The organism is Streptomyces sp. SX-6 (assembly GCF_059089585.1).
In genome coordinates, this window is record NZ_JBTHHU010000013.1 from 108,479 (window position 1) to 129,423 (window position 20,945).

Here is a 20,945-nt window from a genome sequence, read left to right on the forward strand (position 1 = left end):
GTCCTTCGCGCGCGGCTCAGCCGGTGCGCTCCTCGTCACGGTCCCCGCTCCAGCGCGTGTGGAACGACCCCTCGCCGTCCACCCGCCGGTAGGTGTGGGCGCCGAAGAAGTCGCGCTGACCCTGCGTCAGGGCGGCGGGCAGGCGCTCAGCACGCAGCGAGTCGTAGTACGCGAGGGCGGCGGCGAAGCCCGGGGCGGGCACCCCGTGCCGTACGGCCGTGGCGACGACCGTACGCCAGGCATCCTGGGCCCGGCCCACCTCGCCGGCGAACTCCTTGTCCGCCAGCAGCGTCGGCAGCGCCGGGTCGGCCGCGAACGCGGCACGGATGCGGTCGAGGAAGGCGGCCCGGATGATGCAGCCGCCACGCCAGATCCCGGCCACCCCGCCGAGGTCGATGTCCCAGCCGTACTCGGCGCTCGCCGCACTGATCATGTTCCAGCCCTGTGCGTACGACACCACCTTCGACGCGTACAGCGCCTCCTCGACCTGCGCCGCGAACTCCTCGGCCGCTGCGGGCGACAGCACCTCGCCCTTGGGCCCGGGCAGCCCCCGGGCCGCCTTGCGCAGCCCGGCGTGACCGGACAGCGACCGGGCGAACACGGCCTCCGCGATACCGGACACCGGCACCCCCAGATCCAGCGCGGTCTGCACGGTCCACCGCCCGGTGCCCTTCTGCTCCGCCTCGTCCGCCACCACGTCCACGAACGGCCGCCCCGTGGCGGCATCGGTGTGGGCCAGCACCTCGGCCGTGATCTCGATGAGGTACGAGTCCAGCCGGCCCGTGTTCCAGCCACGGAAGATGTCGGCGATCCGGGCAGGCTCGTAACCCGCGACCGTGCGCAGGAGGTTGTACGCCTCGGCGATGAGCTGCATGTCGGCGTACTCGATGCCGTTGTGGACCATCTTCACGAAGTGGCCGGAGGCGTCGGGGCCGATGTGGGTGCAACAGGGGCTGCCGTCGGGGGCCTTGGCGGCGATGGATTCGAGGAGGGGGCCGAGGGCTTTGTAGGATTCGGCCGATCCGCCGGGCATGATGGACGGCCCGTTGAGGGCGCCTTCCTCGCCGCCGCTGATGCCGGTGCCGACGAAGTGGATGCCCTTGGCGCGGAGCGCCTTTTCGCGGCGGAGGGTGTCGCGGAAGTGGGCGTTGCCGCCGTCGACGATCATGTCGCCTTCGTCGAGGAGGGGCGCGAACTCGTCGATGACGGCGTCGGTGGGGTCGCCGGCCTTGACCATGATGATGAGGCGGCGGGGCTTCTGGAGTGCGGCGACGAATTCTTCGGCGGTTTCGGCGGGGACGAAGTCCCCTTCGTGGCCGTGTTCGTCGATGAGGGCCTGGGTCTTCGCGAAGGTGCGGTTGTGGACGGCGACGGTGTGGCCGTGGCGGGCGAAGTTACGGGCGAGGTTGCTGCCCATGACGGCGAGTCCGGTGACGCCGATCTGCGCGGTGGCCTTGGGGGAGGGGGTGCTGGGCATTGCGGTGGTCCACTCCTGTCGCGTGCGTCGAAGACTTGTGCGAGGTGTCAACGCCGGAGGGCCTGAAGATCTTCCCCTCGGACAGTCGGGCGTCGCCCGGTCATCGTTGCATGGGGTGCTCGAAGGCTGCTGGGAGCGCGTGGAGATGCCCCTCGGCCTGTCACTTTCTTCACTACGGAAGCGTCCGTGCCTGTGGTCCGTTTGAGTGACCCGGACAATGTGTGGAGTGGGTACGCGTCGTACGCGCGACCATCACTGAGACCGCCCAGGACAAGGAAGAAGTCCCACACCATGAGTGACCCGCTGTCGTGCCCAGAGTTCCTCCAGAACCCCTACCCCTTCTACGACCACCTCCGGGCGACAGCACCCGTGACGCCGGTGACCACCGGCTCCGAAAGCAGGCCCAGCTACCTCGTGACCGGCTACGCCGAGGCGAAGGCGGCATTCACCGACCCGCGACTGTCCAAGGACACCGCACGGTTCTTCACCGGCCGCCCCTCCAACCGCAACCTCCACCCCGCGGTCGCCCACACCATGCTCGCCACCGACCCACCCGAGCACACCCGGCTGCGCCGCCTGGTGACCAAAGCCTTCACCACCGGTGCCGTCACCCGCCTGCGCCCGTACATCCAGCGCACCGTCGACCACCTCCTCGACGCCCTCCCGAGCGACGGTGAGGCCGACCTCGTCGCCGGTCTTGCCATCCCGCTCCCCGTCGCGGTGATCTGCCAGCTGCTCGGAGTCCCCGAGGCCGACCGAACTCAGGTACGCACCTGGTCGAACGACCTCTTCGCCGCCGGACAGCCCCAGCGGATCGACACGGCCTCCCACGCCGTGGCCGACTACATGACCAGCCTCATCGAGGTGAAGCGACGTTTTCCGGATGACAGTCTCCTGCACGGCCTCATCACCATCCGGGACGACGGCGAACAGCTCAGCGAAGACGAGCTCGTCTCCCTCGCCGTCCTCCTGCTCGTCGCTGGTCACGAGACCACCACGAACTTCATCGGCAACGCTGTCCTCGCGCTCCTCCAGCACCCTGAACTCCGGGCCAACCCAGGCCAGATCAGCGGCTTGCTGGACGAACTGCTGCGCTACGACTCACCGGTCGGCATCGCCACCTTCCGCTACAGCACCCAGCCGCTCACCTTCGGCGAAACCGAAATCCCCGCCGGCGTCCCCGTACTCATCTCGCCCGGGGCAGCCAATCGTGACCCCGCCCGGTACCCGGACCCTGGCCGCCCCGACCCTGACCGCGATGCTCACGGGCATCTGGCCTTCGGTCACGGCATCCACCGTTGCCTGGGTGCGCCACTTGCCTTGGCCGAGACGGAGATTGCCCTCCGAACACTCTTGGGGCGGTACCCCGACCTTCGCCTTGCCGCAGACTCTGCGGCCCTTCGGTGGCGTCCTACACGGCTTATGCGCGGGCTGGAGGCTTTGCCGGTCTACGTGGCGTAGCTGCTGATGTACCGGCTGCGCCGCATGGACTCGGCCAACATCAGCCACCGTTGATCAGCGCGACGGCTTTGTCCATCGCGTCCCACGCCTGCGCAGGGTCGGGGCGTCGGCCCAGGCCGCAGGCGGCGGCCACGTCCACCTCGCGCCGGGCGAACCGTTCGATCATGTCCAGCAGGCTGCGATGGTCCTCGATGGTGAGGTTCTCGTGAATGAAACCCGCCACGAAACGCACCTCCGGAGGCAGCGCGAGTGCTTCGAGCGGCCGGTACCAGCCTTCCTCGAAGGATCCCGGCTTGTTCGCCGCCGCGAACGGCGCGTGGATGTAGTCGAGGTGCCGTCCTTCCGGGAAGCCGGTGACCATGGCGTTGGCCAGCAGCACAAGCGGCAGTGCGTCGGGCAGCTCGGCGAGGGCCTTGTGCTGGAGATCGCCGAGGCAGAGATGGACGCCGAAATGAGTGCCCTCACGAGTGCCTGCCACGATGTCGTGCAGGTCATGTGCCAGCTGCCTGGCCCCCGCCTCCTTGGCCTCGTCGGGTGCCCCGGCCACCGCCAGCAGGCTTGCGGGCGTTTCGAGTTGGAACACCACGGGCTCGTCCGCTTCGTCGACAATGCGGTTGGCCTGGTCAATGGTCGCCTGCGCCCAAGCCTGCGGGATCACTTGGTCGGACATGGCGACGTCCATACCGAAAGCCAGCATGGTGAGGTCGAGCGGGGCAGGCAGACCGACCTGGAATCTGATGTCGGAATGGCCGGTCTGATCACGGAGGTAGGCGAAAGCCGGGAAGCTCTCGACGAATGTGTGGAAGTAGTTGAGGTACAGATTCCTCGGGTCCAACGTTCGGCCTTCACGCACACGGAACAGCGGGCCCGCCCCGTAGCCGGTGTAGACGCCGTCGTGTATCAGCTCGACATCGGGGTTCACGCGGAGCCATTCGATGGTGCGCGAGCCCCAGACCGATCGGTCTCCGGTCTCGCCGTCCGTCATACGAAGAAGATGCTCACCAACACGCCGGAGAGCCGTGGCCATGGCATCCGGCGCGGACAGGCCCGGCCACGTGCCTACAAGGTGAGTCTTTCGCATAGGGCGCATTGCCTTCCTGGGCGAGTGCGGTTCGGACGAGGGAAGATCGTGATCAACTGCCCATCAGGCCGTCCGGTCGGGTGGGGGTTGGTACCTCGGCGGCGAGGTGCGCGGCTTGTCCGACGGCGGCCCGTTGGTGCGGTTGCAGCTGCTGGCCTCCGAAGCCGTCGACGAGTTCGAGGTAGGGGTCTTCGAGCAGATGCCGGCCGGTCATCTCCTCGATCACTGCGTGCCCGCAGAACGGGACGTAGACCTCGCTGTACCCGCCTTCGTGGATCATGCTGACCCGTCCGGAGCACAGCCGGTCCGCGGCGTCGAGGACGTGGCGCGCCATGGCGCGGTAGCCACTGGAGCTGACCAGTTGGCGCGCGAGTGGATCCATGGCCCCGGCGTCGAAGCCGGACGCGACGATGATCAGTTCCGGATGGAAACGGTCCAGTGCCGGCACGACCACCTCGGTGAAGGCGAAGTCGTATCCGCCGTTGCCGGTTCCCGGGGGCAGCGGCACGTTGACGGCGCTGCCGTATCCCGGTCCGACACCTCGCTCGGATATGTCACCGCTGCCCGGCGGGAAGCAGTTCTCCTGGTGCAGCGAGATGGTGAGCACGCCGGGGTCCTGCTCGAAGGCGTGCTGGGTGCCGTTGCCGTGGTGGGCATCCCAGTCGACGATCGCCATGCGCTCGATCCCGAGTGCCTTCGCGTGGTGTGCGGAGATCGCGACGTTGCCCAAGTAGGCCATTCCCATGCCGTGATCGGGCATCGCATGGTGGCCGGACGGCCTCACCAAGGCGTAACTGTTGCGTACCGTGGCGTCGACCACCGCTTCCACCGCGCTGATCGCTCCGCCCGCAGCACGTCGCAGGATGTCCAACCCGCCGGCGCCGAAAGGTGAGATGCCGTCCCCGGCGTCACCGCCGGTGCCGTCGCTCTGTGCCGAGAGCCGTTGCAGGTAGTCCTCGGTGTGCACGGTGAGCAGTTGCTCGTCGGATGCCGTGGCAGGCTGCAACCGCACCAGATGGTCGAGCAGGCCGGACACGGCGAGCAACTCGTGCAGCCGGCGTTTCGTGCCGGGTGTGTCGAGGTGGTGCAACGGCTGAAGTCCGCGGCGCGGATCGGACGGCAGCAGGCCGGTGACCGAGCCGGAATCGTGCCAGGAGTAGATCTCGTGGTAGACGTACCCGCTGCTCATCAAACTCCTTACTGTGCTGGTGTGATGGGTGCTCCGCCGGGGTCGGCCCGGGGACGGGCCGGAACCTCGCCCCGATCCCGGCCGGGATTCTCGACGAGAACGTACAGACGCCTGGAGTGTGTCGAACAGTCCGCCGTCCAGCGGGTGGTATTGCGCGAGCACCGGTCCCCGGGACAGAGTGGCGGCCGTGACTTCCGTCCGAGACGCGGCTGTCGATCTGCTCCGGTCACATGGGCTGACCACCTGGTTCGGCAATCCGGGCTCTTCGGAGCTGAGCCTGCTGCAGGACTTCCCGGCCGACTTCCGGTATCTGCTCGGGTTGCAGGAGATGGTCCCGGTCGGCATGGCCGACGCCTTCGCCCAGATCACCGGCCGGCCCGCGCTCGTCAACCTGCACACCGCGCCGGGCATGGGCAACGCCCAAGGGGCCCTCTACAACGCCTTCGTCAACAAGACCCCGTTGATCGTGACCGCCGGCAACCAGCGGAGGTCCATGCAGAACCAGTACTGCCTGCTCACCAACGTGGATGCCACCGTCGTGCCGAAGCCGTTCGTGAAGTGGTCCGCGGAGCCGGCCGTCGCGAGTGAGGTCCCGGCGGTGCTCGCGCACGCGATCCACCTCGCCCGAACCCCGCCGACCGGACCGGTGTTCGTGTCGCTCCCCATGGACGACATGGACGTCGAACTGGACGACAAGCAGGTCGCCGACATCCGTGTCCTTCGCGACCGGACGGTCACCGACGCCCGGGCTTTTCCCGGTCGGCTTGCCGCGGACATCGCCGACCGGCTGGACGGCGCTGCGTCACCGGCACTGATCGTCGGGGGCGATGTCGACCGGTACGGCGCCTGGGACGCGGTGGTCGCGCTCGCGGAGCGTATGAACTGCGTGGTCTGGACCGCGCCGCTGACCGGGCTGTCGGGCTTCCCGGAGGACCATGCCCTCTACCAGGGCATGCTGCCGCCCGGCGCTGGCTGGATCTCCCGGGAGTTGGCCGGCCACGACCTGGTGCTGGTGCTCGGTGCGCCGGTGTTCCGCTACTACCCCATGATTCCCGGGCCGTACCTGCCGGAGGGCACCCGGCTGATCCACATCACCAACGATCCGGACGAGGCCGCCCGAGCCCCGGTCGGTGACGCGATCATCGCGGACCCGCGCGCGGCGGCGGAGGCGTTGCTGGCGCGAGTGGGTGTGTCCAGCCGTCCCGCCCCGGCTGCCAGGGCTCCTGTCCCCGCGGTGGAGCCGGCGGCCGTACCGCTCACGCCCGAGGCGTTGTGGGCGACTGTGGGCGGCAACGCGCCGGCCGACACCCTGTGGGTGACCGAGGCGGGCAGCAGCGAGGGCACGATCTTCAACTGCATCCGGCCAGGCGGCCGGTTCTCGCACCTCACGGCCGCGGGCGGCGGCCTGGGCTTCGGGCTGCCTGCCGCGGCCGGTGCCCAACTCGCGGCGCCCGACCGTCCCGTCGTGGCGCTGATGGGTGACGGTTCCATGCAGTACGCGATCACCGCGCTGTGGACCGCGGTCCGCCACCGCGTCCCGGTCACCGTCGTCGTCGCGTCCAACGCCGAGTACGGCATCCTCAAGCAGTTCGGCGTCCTCGAACACACCCCCGGCGTGCCCGGCCTGGACCTGCCGGGCCTGGACGTCGTCGCCACCGCCACCAGCTATGGGGCGGACGCGCACACCGCCCACGACACCGATGAGTTGGCGAGCCTGCTCCGTGCCGGCACCGCCGACCGTGAGCGCCCCACACTCATCAACGTCCGCACCACCAAGGTCAATGTCTAGCCGGCTCACGTCTGTGCGCGGCTGGGTATGTTGGTCGGCGCGACAGTGGTGCGGCTATGGCGGAGGGCGGCCTCATGGGCGAAGGCACCATCAAGGTCCGCGACGAGTTGATCCGGCCGCTGCCCGACGCGTTGAAGGAACACGCCGCACGCGGGCCGGGCCGCATCGCCTACGAGGACGCCCGGCGGACCGTGATCTACGGGGAACTGGAACGGCGGACCGGCCGGCTGGCGGGTCATCTGCGGAGGATGGGCGTACGTCACGGTGACCGGGTCGCGCTCTGCGCGGGCAACCGGGTGGAGTTGGTGGAGAGTTGGCTGGCCGTGCTGCGTGCGGGGGCCGTGGGGGTGCTGCTCGACCCCGGGTCGACAGAGGCCGAACTGGCCCACCTGATCGGTGATTGCGCACCGGTGCTGGTCATGACGGAAGCCGCTCTGTTGCCGGTGGTCGCACACGTCGGTCCGGGGCTGCGGACGCTGGCGGTGGACACGGGCGCCTTCGAGGAACTGGCCGGCAGCGACCCCGGGGTCCTGCCACGCGACGACCTCGGGCTCGACGAACCGGCCTGGATTCTCTACACCTCGGGTACGACCGGGCCGAGCAAGGGTGTGGTGTCCACTCAGCGTGCCGCGCTGTGGTCGGTGGCGGCGGCCTACGTCCCGCTGTGGGGGCTCGGGCCGCAGGACCGTCTGCTCTGGCCGTTGCCGATGGCTCATGCCTACGCCCACTCGCTGTGTCTGCTGGGGGTGGTCACGGTGGGGGCCGGCGCATACCTCCTGGACCGCGGTGCCCGTCCGGCGCACGCGTTGACCGACCGGCCGTTCACCCTCCTCGCCGGCGTGCCCGCCACGTACCGGCTGCTGCTCGACGAACTGTCCCGCACGTCCCGGTGGCCGATGCCGGGGCTGCGCCGCTGCGTGAGCGCGGGCGCGCCCTGCCCGCCGGAGCTGCGCTCGCAGGTCGAGCGGCAGTTGGGCGTTCCGCTGCTCGACGGCTACGGCTCCACCGAGACCTGCGGCAAGATCGCGGTCACCCCGGTCGACGGCGCCGGGCCCGACGGGCTGCTGGTGCCGGTGCCCGGCGTCGAGGTGCGGGTGACCGACCCGACGACCGGCGAGGACGTCGCCGACGGAGGCGAAGGGGAGATCCGTGTCCGCGGCCCCCACCTGATGACCGGCTATCACCACCGCCCCGACGAGACGGCCCGAGCTGTGCGGGGCGGCTGGTACCGCACCGGGGACCTCGGCCGCCGCACCCGCGGCGGCGGTCTGCGTGTCACCGGCAGGGTCGAGGAACTGATCATCAGCGGTGGTGAGAACGTCAACCCCTCCGAGGTCGAGCAGGTGTTGCTGGGCTGCACCGGAGTCATGGATGCGGCGGTCGTCGGCAGGCCGCACGACGTGCTGGACGAAGTGCCCGTGGCGTTCGTCGTCCCCCGCCCCCAGGGGGTGGACATCGATGCCCTCCGTGCCGTGTGCCGGGCACGGCTGTCGGCCGTCAAGGTGCCCCATGAGATCCATGAGACGGACGAACTGCCGCGTACGCGCTCCGGAAAGATCCAACGGGCGGCACTGGCCGGAAAGTCGGCCGAGGCCGTGGCATCACGCGCGACGGCTGCTTCGCGGCTCCTCGAACGGCTGCGGTCGTTGCCCGCGTCCGCGCGCCGCGAAGGCGTGCTGCGCCTGGTCCTGGACGCGGTGGCCGAGACCGGTGACGTGCCCGGAGGGGACGTGGATCCGAAACGGCCCTTCGCCGGGCTGGGGTTCACCTCCCTCGCGGGGTTACGGCTGCGCGACCGGCTCGCCGCGGTCACCGGACTGACCCTGCCCACGACGCTGGTGTACGACCGGCCGACCCCCGCGGCCGTGGCCCGGAGCCTGAGCGCCGCCCTCTTCGGCGATCCGGAAACGGCAGCGACCGGTGCGTCCCGTACCGGGGCGGCCGGAGAGCCGCTGGCCGTGGTCGCCATGGCGTGCCGCTACCCGGGGGCCGGCCGCGACGTCACCACTCCCGAGGAGCTGTGGCACCTGGTCGCGGACGGAACCGACGCGACGTCCGGCTTCCCCGCCGACCGCGGCTGGGACACGACGCGGATCCACGACCCCGACCCGGACCGCCTCGGCACGTCCGTCACCCGCCGGGGAGGGTTCCTGCGCGGGGCCGCGGACTTCGACGCGGCCTTCTTCGGCATGTCCCCCCGCGAGGCGCTGGCCACCGACCCGCAGCAGCGGCTGCTGCTGGAGGTCTCCTGGGAGTTGTGGGAGCGGGCCGGCATCGACCCGCTCACCCTGCGGGACAGCGACACCGGCGTGTTCGTCGGCGTGATGCACGACGACTACGCCGGACGCTTCCTGCACCATGGGCCTCACGAGCTGGAGGCGCACCTCGCGCTGGGGTCGGCGGGCAGCGTGGTGTCCGGCCGTCTCGCCCATCACCTGGGGCTCCGCGGGCCCGCCGTGACCGTGGACACCGCCTGCTCGTCGTCGCTCGTGGCCCTGCACTGGGCGGCGCGGGCGCTGCGCTCCGGCGAGTGCGCACTGGCCGTCGCCGGGGGAGTCACCGTGATGGCCACGCCTGTATCGTTCGTCGCCTTCAGCAGGTTGCGAGCCCTGGCGCCGGACGGCCGCTGCAAGCCCTTCTCCGCGACGGCGGACGGCACCGCCTGGGGCGAGGGGGCGGGCCTGATCCTGCTGGAGCGGCTCTCCGACGCCCGGCGCCACGGCCACCCCGTGCTGGCCGTGCTGCGCGGCTCGGCCGTCACCTCCGACGGCGCCTCCAACGGGCTCACCGCCCCCAGCGGCCCGGCCCAACAGGACGTCATCCGGCGGGCATTGGCCGACGCCGGGCTGTCCCCGGCGGACATCGACACCGTGGAGACGCACGGCACCGGCACCGCGCTCGGCGACCCCGTCGAGGCCCGGGCGCTCCAGGCCGCCTACGGGCAGGACCGCCCGGCGGACCGCCCGCTGTGGCTGGGCGCGCTGAAGTCCGTCACCGGGCACACCCAGGCCGCGGCGGGTGTCGGCGGCGTCATCAAGACCGTCATGGCCATGCGCCACGGACGGCTGCCGCGTATCGCGCATTGCGCACGGCCGACACCACAGGTGGACTGGGACGCGGGCGGCGTACGGCCGTTGACGGAGGAACGGGGGTGGCCGACGGCCGCCGGACGGCCCCGCCGTGCCGGGGTGTCGGCGTTCGGGATCGGCGGGACCAACGCCCACGTCATCCTGGAAGAGGCGGCCCCCGGGGCCGTCCCCGAGGCCGCGTCCCGACGGGATCCCGTCTCGCCGCCCCCGCTGCTGCTGTCGGGCGCGGACGCGGGCGCGCTCCGGGACCAGAGTCGGCGGATCGCCGAACTGCTGCGCAGAAGACCCGGGTTGTCCCCGCTGGACGTCGCCTTCTCCCTGGCCACCACCCGTGCCGCGCTCTCCTGCCGCGCCGCCGTGCCGGCCGGCGACCGTGCCGCTCTGCTGAACGCCCTGGACGGCCTGGCGGCGGACGGCCCCGCGACCCGGTCGGGTGCCGTGGTCCGGACCACCGCCGCGCCCACGGCCCGCCTCGCCGTGCTCTTCACCGGGCAGGGGGCCCAACACCCCGGCATGGGACGCGCCTTGCACGGCACGTTCCCGGCCTTCGCCACGGCCTTCGACGCTCTGTGTGCCCGCTTCGACGCGGCCTTCGGTGGCGGCTTCCCCCCGCTGCGGGACGTGCTGTGGGCGCCCGAGGGCACCCCGGACGCCGCGGCCGTCCACGATCGGACGGACATCGTCCAGGCGGGTCTGTTCGCTTTCGAAGTGGCCCTCTTCCGGCTGCTGGAATCCTGGGGGATCCGTCCCGACGTCCTGGCCGGGCACTCCCTGGGCGAGCTCGTCGCGGCCCACATCGCGGGCATTCTGACGGAGCCGGACGCCGTCGCCCTCGTCGCCGCACGAGGGCGCCTCATGCAGCAACTCCCCGCCGGCGGAGCCATGGTGGCCCTGGAAGCCTCCGAGGAGGAGGCCCTCGTGGAACTGCGCGCGGTCACGGACCGCGCGGCCCTCGCCGCCGTGAACGCCCGGAACTCGGTGGTCGTCTCCGGGGAGGAGGCGGCCGTCCTCGCCGTCGCGGACCGCTTCACCTCCCGAGGTCGGCGCGCCACCCGGCTGCGGGTCGCCCATGCCTTCCACTCCCCGCTGATGGAACCGGCCCTCGCCGCCTTCGGACGGGCCGCCGCCGGGCTGACCCACCACGCGCCGCGCATCCCGGTGATGTCCACCCTGACCGGCCGCATGGCCGAAGGGGGCGACCTGCGCTCGGCCGCGTACTGGGTACGGCACGCCCGCGCGACCGTGCGCTTCGCCGACACCGTGCACCGGCTGACAAATGACGAACGCGTCACCGTCTGCGTGGAGTTGGGCCCAGGTGCGCAGCTCGCTGCGGCGGCCGCCGCCGGGTCCGGCCAAGAGGACGGCCGTGCACCCGTGTTCCTCGCCACCGCGCGGGGCGGTGCTCCGGAGCCCGCCTCGCTGCTGTCCGCCGTCGCCCGGCTGCACGTGGAGGGGGTCCCGGTCGACTGGCGCCGGGTGTACGAGGGAAGCGGCGCCCGTCGGGTGGACCTGCCGACGTACCCGTTCCAGCGCCGACGCCACTGGCTGCCCGCCGGCCCCGCCCCGTCCGTACCCTGCGCGGACGACCGTGCCCGTCCACTGCTGTCCGACACCGTCACGCCGCCTGACAGCCAACGCCTGCTGTGCACGGGGGACTTGTCCGGTACGGATCAGCCGTGGCTCCGCGACCACGTCGTCGCCGGGCGCGCGCTCGTCCCCGCGGCGGTGTTCGCCGAGACGGCGCTCCATGCGGGCGGGATGTGCGGACTCGACGGACTGGAGGAGCTGGTGCTGCTGTCGCCGCTGGTCCTCCCCGAAGCGGGCCGGGTCCAGTTGCAGGTGGTGCTCGGCGAACCGGACGCCGTCGGCCGCCGTACGGTGGACGTCCACTCCCGCCCCCGGACGGCGGGCCCGCTCGGCACCTGGACCCACCACGTGACGGGACGGCTCGTCCCGGCACCGCGTGCCCGGGAGCGCGAGGGCGACGGCGGGGTGTGGCCGCCCGAGGGAGCCGTTCCCCTGGACCTCACCGGCGCCTATGAGCGGCTGGCCGCAGCGGGACACACCTACGGGACGGCGTTCCGGGGCGTCACGGCCCTCTGGCAGACGCAGAGTTCGGGGGAGCTCTTCGCCGAAGTGCGGCTGTCCGCCGAGCTGCACGCCGAAGCGCGGGGCTGCGTCCTCCATCCCGCGTTGCTGGACGCGGCGTTGCACGTACCCTTACTCGCAGCCGGCGCCGCAGGCCCCGCCCGCGTCCCTTTCGCCCTGCGCGACACGGCCGTTCACGCCGTCGGCGCCACGGCACTGCGCGTCCGCGTCCGGGCCGTCGGAACGGACGAGTTCAGCGTGCATCTCACCGATCCCGCGGACGCTCCGGTGGCCCGGGTGGGCTCCTTGACGACGCGTCCGCTGCCGGAGTCTCTGTCCGACGGCGGCACGGCCGGGACCCTGTACCGCCCGCACTGGGTCGGCGTTCCGGCCCCCGGCGACGGAACGGCGCTCACCGTGACGCACCCCGACGACCTGGGACTTCGGACGGCGCTCTCCGGGACCGGCAGGGGCGGCGGGCCGACCGTCGTCTCGCTGGGGGCAGCGAATCAGGACCCCGCCGAGGCCGCGCACACCCTCACCGCACGCGCCCTGAGGGTGTTGCAGGAGCACCTGTCCCGTCCGGCGGACCACGGCGGGCGACTGGTCGTGGTCACCCGCGGTGCCTTCCGCGACGCTCCGGACCTGCCGGCCGCCGCCGTGTGGGGCCTGGTGCGGTCCGCGCAGTCGGAGCATCCCGGACGGCTCACCCTGGTCGACCTCGACGACCACCTCTCGTCCCCGCTGCTGCCCGCCGCCGTCGCCACCGGCGAGCCACAACTCGCCCTGCGTGAAGGCACCGTACGTGTTCCCCGGCTCACGCCCGCGACGGGTGACCGTGCCCCCGGCGGCACTCTGGAGGACGGCACCGTGCTGATCACCGGCGGCACCGGGGGTCTCGGCGCGTTCCTCGCCCGGCACTTGGCCGACCGGCACCGGGTCCGGCACCTGGTCCTGCTCAGCCGACGCGGCCCGCAGGCGGCAGGTGTGGCGCGGCTGCGGGCCGCGCTGGAACGCTCCGGGGCCCGTACGGACGTGCTCGCCTGCGACGCCGCCGACCGCGCCCGGCTGGCACAGGTGGTCGCACGGTACGCGTCCACTCTCACCGCCGTGGTGCACGCCGCCGGAGTCCTCGACGACGGAGTCCTGGAGGCCCTCACCCCCGAACGCCTGGACGCCGTACTGCGACCGAAGGCGGACGCGGCCTGGAACCTGCACGAGGCGACCGCGGGCCTGCCCCTTTCACATTTCATCCTCTTCTCCTCGGCTGCCGGGCTGCTGGGCAACCCGGGCCAGGCCAACTACGCCGCCGCCAATGCCTTCCTGGACGCCCTCGCCCGGCATCGCGCCGCCCTGGGCCTGCCCGCGCTCTCCCTCGCCTGGGGGCCCTGGGGCGGGCCGGACGGGATGGCGGCGGCCCGCGTCGACCATCCCGGCCGGGCGGCGGACGGCGTCCTGCGGGCGCTACCCCCCGACCGTGCACTGGCCCTGTTCGATGCCGCCCTGGGCGCGGACGACCCGGTGCTCGCACCACTGCTGATCGCCGACTCTCCTGGTGATACCCCGCCGCTCCTGAGCACCCTGTTCCCTCCGGCCCGCCCGGTCGCGCACTCCGGGAGCGCGGCGCCCGCGTCCCGGCGACAAGAGCTCGACGCGCTGGCGGACCCCGACCGGCGCGCCGCGCTGCTGGAACTGGTCCGCGAGGAGACCGCCGGAGTCCTCGCCCACCCCGACGCGTCCGCCGTGCCGCTCGACCGCCCCCTCACCGAGCTGGGTCTCGACTCCCTGACGGGGGTCCTGCTGCGCAACCGGCTCACCGCCCGTACCGGTCTGTCCCTGAGCGCGGCCGTCGTCCTCGACCGGCCGAGCGCGCGGGAACTCGCCGACCACCTGTGCGAGGCCATGGCGGCAGGGGGGTTGGACAAGGCCGTGCCCCGCCCGCCCCGGACGCTCGCCTCCCTCTACCGGCGCGTGTGCGGGACCGGCGATGTCGTCCGGGCCATGCACCTCCTCGTCACCGCCTCCCTCGCGCTGCCCACCTTCGACGCCGCCGAGGCCGCCCACCACGCGCTCGCTCCGCTCCGGCTGGCCGCGGGCGGTGACGGCGTTCCCGCGCTGGTGTGCCTCCCCTCCTTCGCTCCCGGCCTCGGCCGCCCCTGTTTCTCGACCCTGGCCTCCGTCTTCCGCGGCGAACGGGACGTCCTCGAACTCCGGCACCCCGCACTCGACCGGGAGGAGACGGTCCCCCGCACCTGGGACACCCTCGCCGAACTCCACGCTGCCACCGTCCAGAAGCACATCGGTGACCGTCCCTATGTCCTCGTCGGCCACTCGATGGGCGGCTGCGCGGCTCACTCCGTGGCAGCCCGGCTGGCGGACGCCGCGAACCCGCCGACCGGTCTCGTCCTCGTCGACACCTACCACGTCACCCCGGGCGACGAGGACCGGCCGTGGCTGCTGGCCATGCCCGCCCGACCAGCCCTCGAACTGGGCGACCGGTTCGAGGCCGTGGTGGACGACACGTCCCTGGCGGCTCTGGGCGCCTACAGCCGTCTGGCCCGCGGCTGGACCCCGGAACCCCTGCCGGTTCCCACCCTGTTGGTCCGCGCCACCCGGCCCTCGTCCCCGGGCGGGGACTGGCGGCAGACCTCCTGGCCCGCTCCGTGCACGACCGCCGATGTCGTCGGCGACCACTGGAGCGTCCTGGAGGAGGAGGCACGTACCACTGCCGGTGCGATCAGCGACTGGCTCAACGGGAGAGCTGGCGGTACGCGTTGACGTAGTTGCGCAGCAGGGCCTCGTGGGTGCCATGGACGATGTCCATGAGTGAGGTCTGGTCGAGGAGAGCGCTGAGGCCCTCCGTCTCCCTGATGCGCTTGACGAGCTCTGTCTTCCTGCCCTTGGTGACGTACTTCTCGAACTTGTCCGGGTCCGTTCCGGCGAGTTCGGTGAGTTTTGCCAGCTTGGTGTCGTCCGGAATGTAGAAGAGGAGATCCAACAGGCCTTGCGCCTCGCCGCGCGTCACCCAGTAGGAGCCGGGGCCGGGATTGAGGACGCGCTTGTCCCACTCCTCACGGCGGGCATGGCTCTGGGTGTAGGTCTGGCGGAGTGCGGCGATGCGTTCGCTGACAGGTCCCGTTTCGGGCGTGGCCAGGATGGCCTTGACGAGCCTGTCGCCGTCGGTGACGACGGAGCAGTCGGGGTCGAACACCCAGTTGTCCGCGCCGCGGATCTTCCAGAGAGAATCCGCCAGCTTCTTTCCCTCCTGGTCGCCCATACCGAAGGTGACGCCGTCCTCCAGCCCGGTGAGGCCGTCCACGAGCTTGATGAAGGTGTTGGGCTCCGGGAAATAGACGGTTCTGGGGTCGACCTCCGCCATCGCGACGCGGACGTCCCGGTCCATCGCGGTGGCGATGCCCACCCGCCGATCGTTGTGCGGGGGAAGACGGTATCCCCCGCTGAAGAGGTCGGGCCAGCCTTTCTCCCGTAGTCGGCCCGCCACCTCGTCGAACAGCTCATTGCCCCCGGGAGTCCTGAGCGACTTCACATCGGCGTCGCCGGTGTGGAAGTAGACCGGCTTGGATCCTTCACCGTCGGCGTACAACGCCTCCGCGAACTCCTGTGCCCGGTCGCTTCCTGCGATGGTCTGTCGTATGGCGCCGTAGGGGATGGTCTTCTGATCGCCGAGGCCTTTCCCGCTCGGCGCGCACCAGAGGAAGGAGAGGACCGCGACCGGGAAACCATGGCCCTCCCGCTGCCACGCGTCGGCGAAGTCCTTGATGATCCCCTTCTGTCGGTTGACGCGTTTCTCGCGTTCGGTGTTGCTCTCGCCGTAGGAGTAGCCCTCGTTGAGTCCGATGACGAGCGCGCACCCCTGCCCTGTCGTGGTCGCCTGACTGCGGTAGAGGTGCGCCAGATCGAGCAGTTGCTGATGGCTGTTGACCTTGGCCGGGACCATGGCGACGAAGCCCGCTTGCCCCTTGCGGGGTTCCGGGCTGCCGACCGCCTGCCCCGGGTTCACATCGGTGATCGGCCCCGAGGACGATTTACCGGTGGCCGAGGTCCCGGACCGGACCCGGTTGACGATCACCCCTGCTTGTTTCCGCTGCTCCTCGGGCAGGCTGCCGGGGCTCGTCCACTGGGGCCGGGAGGTCTCCACCGGTTTGTCCGGGCTGCGATGGCACGCGCGCTGCTCGACCAGGTAGCCCTGTTCCAGGCGGGCGTCGCCGATTCTGTCCCGGTGATTCCGCACCTGGTCCGCGGCTTTCGGGTCGATGCCGCTCAGGAATTGCGCCAGTGCGTTCAGGGAGGAGACATCGCGCTTGTAGACGAAGCTGCTCGCGCCGGCGAAAAGACGGTGGGGGATGCGCTTGCGGGGCACGGCCAGATGGAGAACACGCTCCACCCTTGTCAGCGCGACGTAGGCGATGCGGTGCCGGAAGCCCAGGTCGCGGGCGATGGCGACCTCGGTGACGCCGCGCACGCGCTTGCGCTGCTGCCAGGTCGCCGCGGCACCGCGCAGGGCGGCGCGGCTGTCGGCGTCCCGTCGGCCCGCGCGCACGACCGCGCGGGCGTGGTGGTCGAAGGCCACCCGCTCGGCCCGTTCTTCGGCCGGGGAGGGCGAGATCCGCCGGCCCTTGTGCCGCACCACCGTGCCGTCGATCCACTCCAGGGCCACGTCGCTGCCGTGGGTGCGGATCTCCTCCCAGTTGATGCCGCGCAGCACGACGAGCCTCCGCTCCGCCCCCGTACCCGTCTCCGCGACCGGGAGCGGGTGGAGGTACCGCAGGGACAGCTCACTGCGCGTCGCCTTGTAGAACGCCGCGCGCTCCTCGCGCGTCTCGGATTCTCCGGTCTCGCGTACGACGACCGGGCCCGGGTCCCGCATGCTGACCGCGAGGCTGGTGCCGTACCTCTCACGGAACAGCCGCTCGGTCTCGGCTATCGCGGCCTGCTTGATCCTGTCGCGTTCGGCGTCGTCGTGACCTGTGTCGTCCATGGTCCCGGCCAGGGCGTGCGCGGCGTGGACCAGCTCGTGCGCGAGGATCATCTCGGGAGCCGTGGCCACGTCGTCGGAGAGCATCAGCACCCGTGGGTGGAAGGAGACGACGGAGTACGCGCCCCGGCCGTTGTAGAGCGGTCCGCCGAGCCTGGAGGACAGCGACCACTGGACGGGGGCGCCGTTCGTGGCCTGCGCGATGATGACGTTGATCCCCGCGAACTCCTGCCGCGCCGGCTTGGGATCGCTCTTCCGGGAACCGCGGTGGCGGTACAGGACCCGTCTGCTGATGCCCTTGTCCCAGTCGTCCGGCCCGCCGTAGCCGCCGTCCGGGTCGGGCAACGGCTGGGCGTGGCCCAGGAATTCGACGAGGCGCTTGCCCGCTTCGGAGGACTCGATTCGCTGGAGCAGGAAGTCGATCTCCTGTATGTAGTCCTTGGCGTTCAGTTCGAGGTCGGGATCGGCGGGGGAGTCGCTCAGGTCGAGTACGTCCGGGTCCGCGCATACGGCGATGCCGGGCCGTATCACGGTCAGGGGCAGCGGCTCGCCGCCGAGCCAGGCGATCTCGATGCGGGACTTTTTGGCCGTCCGGACCGGTCGCGGTGGTATCAGGCGGGCGAGGTCGAGCCCTGTGAGGCGACGCATGACGGGGGTGTTTCCTTTCGGGGAGTCCGCGAGGGATTCAGTCCGTGATGACCAGGACGGCCTGTGCCTGCCGGGCGTCGGTGGTCAGGACCAGGGAGGCGGCGGCGTCGGCCGCTGTCGGCGCGGTGTACCGCAGCGAGATCTTCTCGACGGAGGGCAGCAGGTTCGGAAGTCCCGCCATCGGCGCGCTCGTCGCGGGCAGCAGATGGGCGAGCGCCTCCCCGAGCGTGATGCCTTCCTGGGCGGCCCAGGTCGCGGTCCAGCTCGTGGCGTCCGGATCCTTGTCCGCCACGAGGTCCAGCTCCATCAGCGACGACTCCGGGCCGCTGAGGAGGAGGGAGCCGGTGGCCTCGACGTCGGACGGGCCGTCCCCCGTGCTGATCCGCGTGGTGAGGTGGGCGCGGGCCCGCAGCCCGGCGGGCAGGGGGAACTCGGCGGATCCGGCCGCGGCGAACAACCGTCCGGAGGGGGTGGGGACGACCTCGAAGCACAGCTCCCGCAACGTCAGCTCCGCCAGGGAGGCGGGCAGGCCGCTGCCCAGGTTCCGCTCGGTCCAGGCGCTGATGTCACGCAAGGCGATGCGGTCCGCCTCCACGGTCAGTCCCCAGCCCTGGACGGTCCTGCCGGCCTTCACCCCGATCCGGGTTCCGCCCACGACGAGGGTGCCCGCCAGGGTGACCTCGAGTGCGCGGTCCCCGCCGCCGGACACCAGCACCGTCTGGTCCTCGATCCGTACGCCCGCGATCTCCAGGGGGCTCAGGAGCTCTCCCGCGACGACGAAGGCGCCTTCCCGGAGGTCGCACAGGAAAGAGAGCCGTCCCAAGCCGTTCTCGCCGAGATCGGGTGCGGCCTGCTCGAAGAGACCGTTGCCGTCGGCGAGTTCGCCGTGTGCCATCAGGGTGGGCAGTTCGACGGCCACGGCGGTTTCCAGTCCGCCCACGGACAGATGTCCGCTCAGCTCGACCGACAGCCCTCCCCAGCCGTCCTGCCGGGCGGCGGAGTCCAGGGCGATCCGTGCGCGGACCTGGCTGAGCGTCACGCCCGCGGGCAACTGCCACGCGTGTGCCAGGTCGACCTCGAGCGCTCCTGTCACCCGTCCGTCCCCGGGGGCGTACGAGACGGTGACCTCGCGGAGCGCGGGCAGAGCGGAGACGAGGAGCCCCTGCCACTCCGTGGGGAAGTGTTCGGTGACGGCGTCCGCGCCCGCGCAGCCCGGCAGGTCCGCCATGTGCCGCAAGGAGGGCAGGGAGAGTCCGTCGGGGAAGCGGGCGGACACCGTGAACGCGCCCTCGTCCACGGAGGCGAGGAACAGCACCGGCTCGTCGAGGCCGGGCAACTCCCAGCGGGCTCCCGCGGCGACGGGCGTCCGCTCCTGCTCCGTTTCCTTGTCCGTCTCCTTGTCCGTACGGGGCGTGGCGTCGAGCACGACGACGGGCGACTGCGCCCCCAGGGCCTGAAGCGGGCTCAGGTCGTACGCGGGGAAGGGCTCGGGCAGCCGCCACTTCGGGGCGTCCACGACCAGCGCGAATCCCACGACCGTCCGGCCCGACACATCGGTCAGGAACTCCGCCACGGACGGGCAGGGCTCCGGCCCGAGGGCGGGCACGGCGCAGCGCCCTCGCACCGTCATGCTCTCCGCGGTGAACTCCGCGTCCGAGAAGTTCAGTTCGGAAGAGCCGAGATACGTGGAGAACGCGCCACGGACCGCGGGGTCGGCGAACTCCTCGGCCCGGAGTCGCAGACTCCCGCTCCGTGCCCTCTCGGTGATTTCCTCAACGGACAATGGCATTGCCGAATCCCGTCCTCGGTATTTCTGTGGTCACTTACGACCGTCCACTTGGCATCACCTCGCGAAACGGCGAGGTCAGACGTAGATCTCTTCGTTGATCATGATGACGGCGGGGCCGTTGCCGGGGTCGGCCGCGGTCGGCCGCGGGCGTGCGAAGTCCAGCGCGGCGGCAGGGCCGTCGTGGGCCGCGATGATGCGCCTGGCCCGTTCGGCGTGCTCGGGGAGGAGTTCCTGTTGAAGGTGAGGCTCGGCTTTCGTGCGATCCTCGAGAAAGCCGTCCTGCTCCTTGACGAAGCGGTCGAAGTACTTCGTGGTGAGGTTCCTCTTCGCCTTGGGTTTGGGGTCGTTGTGGATGAGTTCTCTGAACATCACGTCCCCGTCTGGTCGCTTCCAGCCCTGCTTCCAGACGCCTCCGGATTGGTCTTCCTTCGCCAACGGGCCGTAGGAGGGGCGCGCGGTGAATTGGAGCTCCTGGGCCAGCCGCCGTTCGCTGATGTCGAACAGCCCCATGCGTTGTGCGCGTATGCGCTGTGCTCGATCGGCTTCGGCGGCGTCGAGGGGGTTGACCAGGCGGCGGTCGATTGCTTCGATACTCCGCAGTTGTCCGGGGGTGTTGCGCAGGACCTTCTGCCCTGTTCCGGTGTCGGTCGTGGTGCCGAACAGCCACTCCAGAGCGATGGGGTTGCCGTGGGTCACGATCTCTTCGAGCGGGCTGGCGTCGAAGGCGAGAGCGCCGTTGAGGGACCCCGCCAAGTAGGGCTGCTGCTCCTCCTCGTTCGCCTCCATTGACCCGGCGACGATGTGGGCAGCGTGGATCAGTTCATGGCCGAGGACGATCTCGGGTGCCAGAATGACCCTGTCCTGGACAACGGCAAAACGCGGATTGAACTCGATGTACGAGAAGTAGCCGAGGCCGCTGCGGGCGGTGGGTGCCTCGTCGGTAAGGGCACGCGTGTCCGCAGAGGTGCTGCCCCCGCGGGAGAGAATCACCGTCGAGATGTTCGCCGGGGAATTCCCTGACACGTACTGGGCCACGAAGGCGGATGCGCCGAACCCGTCGGGGCCGGGCAGTGGCATGGCCTGCCCGAAGAAGTCCACCAAGCGCTTCCCGGAGGGAACGTCCTCCAACCGCTTCAGGAGGCCTTCCACTTGAGCCAGGAACACCGGGTCGGGAGGGGCTGTCGGGTGCGACAGCATGGTGGTGCGGTCCACGGAAGTGACCGCGATTCCCGGGCGGAGTTCCACGGCCGTGCAGGAACCTCGCTTGCCCATCGTGATCCGCATGTGCGCGGGGGGCGTCTCGGGGGTGGAGGGGTGAGTCACTGGGGGCTCCGAATG

Annotated in this window: 9 protein-coding genes; 3 read left to right on the forward strand and 6 right to left on the reverse strand. The window is 71.1% G+C overall.

The genetic code is table 11. The annotated features are described in order from the left end of the window. Positions 1 to 16: 16 nt before the first annotated feature. The gene (gene gnd, locus ACV530_RS18255) at positions 17 to 1,477 is read right to left on the reverse strand and encodes an NADP-dependent phosphogluconate dehydrogenase (protein ID WP_494333577.1); all 1,461 of its coding nucleotides are present in this window, start codon (positions 1,475 to 1,477) and stop codon (positions 17 to 19) included. Positions 1,478 to 1,768: 291 nt separating this feature from the next. Between gnd and ACV530_RS18260 the strand changes: the two genes are divergently transcribed. Then, on the forward strand, positions 1,769 to 2,938 hold the full coding sequence (locus ACV530_RS18260; protein ID WP_494333578.1) for a cytochrome P450 family protein: 1,170 nt from the start codon (positions 1,769 to 1,771) through the stop codon (positions 2,936 to 2,938). A gap of 40 nt (positions 2,939 to 2,978) precedes the next feature. On the opposite strand, the gene ACV530_RS18265 is transcribed toward ACV530_RS18260, so the two are convergent. Together ACV530_RS18265 and ACV530_RS18270 are read right to left on the reverse strand one after the other, a co-directional pair. Further along, complete coding sequence (locus ACV530_RS18265; protein ID WP_494333579.1) at positions 2,979 to 3,923, reverse strand: hypothetical protein; 945 nt, start codon at positions 3,921 to 3,923, stop codon at positions 2,979 to 2,981. A gap of 148 nt (positions 3,924 to 4,071) precedes the next feature. Further along, positions 4,072 to 5,208 (reverse strand): class II histone deacetylase, encoded by a 1,137-nt coding sequence (locus ACV530_RS18270; protein ID WP_494333580.1) that lies wholly within the window; start codon positions 5,206 to 5,208, stop codon positions 4,072 to 4,074. A gap of 187 nt (positions 5,209 to 5,395) precedes the next feature. On the opposite strand from ACV530_RS18270, the gene mdlC reads away from it, so the two are divergent. Continuing rightward, on the forward strand, positions 5,396 to 6,997 hold the full coding sequence (gene mdlC, locus ACV530_RS18275; protein WP_494333581.1) for a benzoylformate decarboxylase: 1,602 nt from the start codon (positions 5,396 to 5,398) through the stop codon (positions 6,995 to 6,997). Between the two features lie 74 nt (positions 6,998 to 7,071). Then, complete coding sequence (locus ACV530_RS18280; protein WP_494333582.1) at positions 7,072 to 14,952, forward strand: SDR family NAD(P)-dependent oxidoreductase; 7,881 nt, start codon at positions 7,072 to 7,074, stop codon at positions 14,950 to 14,952. Here ACV530_RS18280 and ACV530_RS18285 read toward each other — a convergent pair. The 3 genes from ACV530_RS18285 to ACV530_RS18295 all read right to left on the reverse strand — a co-directional run bounded on the left by ACV530_RS18285 (position 14,924) and on the right by ACV530_RS18295 (position 20,930). Continuing rightward, positions 14,924 to 17,818, reverse strand: a complete 2,895-nt coding sequence (locus ACV530_RS18285; RefSeq protein WP_494333583.1) for a M91 family zinc metallopeptidase — start codon at positions 17,816 to 17,818, stop codon at positions 14,924 to 14,926. The genes ACV530_RS18280 and ACV530_RS18285 overlap by 29 nt on opposite strands. Positions 17,819 to 17,855: 37 nt before the next feature. Beyond that, complete coding sequence (locus tag ACV530_RS18290; protein WP_494333584.1) at positions 17,856 to 19,607, reverse strand: hypothetical protein; 1,752 nt, start codon at positions 19,605 to 19,607, stop codon at positions 17,856 to 17,858. 75 nt (positions 19,608 to 19,682) lie between these two features. Then, complete coding sequence (locus ACV530_RS18295) at positions 19,683 to 20,930, reverse strand: hypothetical protein (protein WP_494333585.1); 1,248 nt, start codon at positions 20,928 to 20,930, stop codon at positions 19,683 to 19,685. Positions 20,931 to 20,945 lie beyond the last annotated feature (15 nt).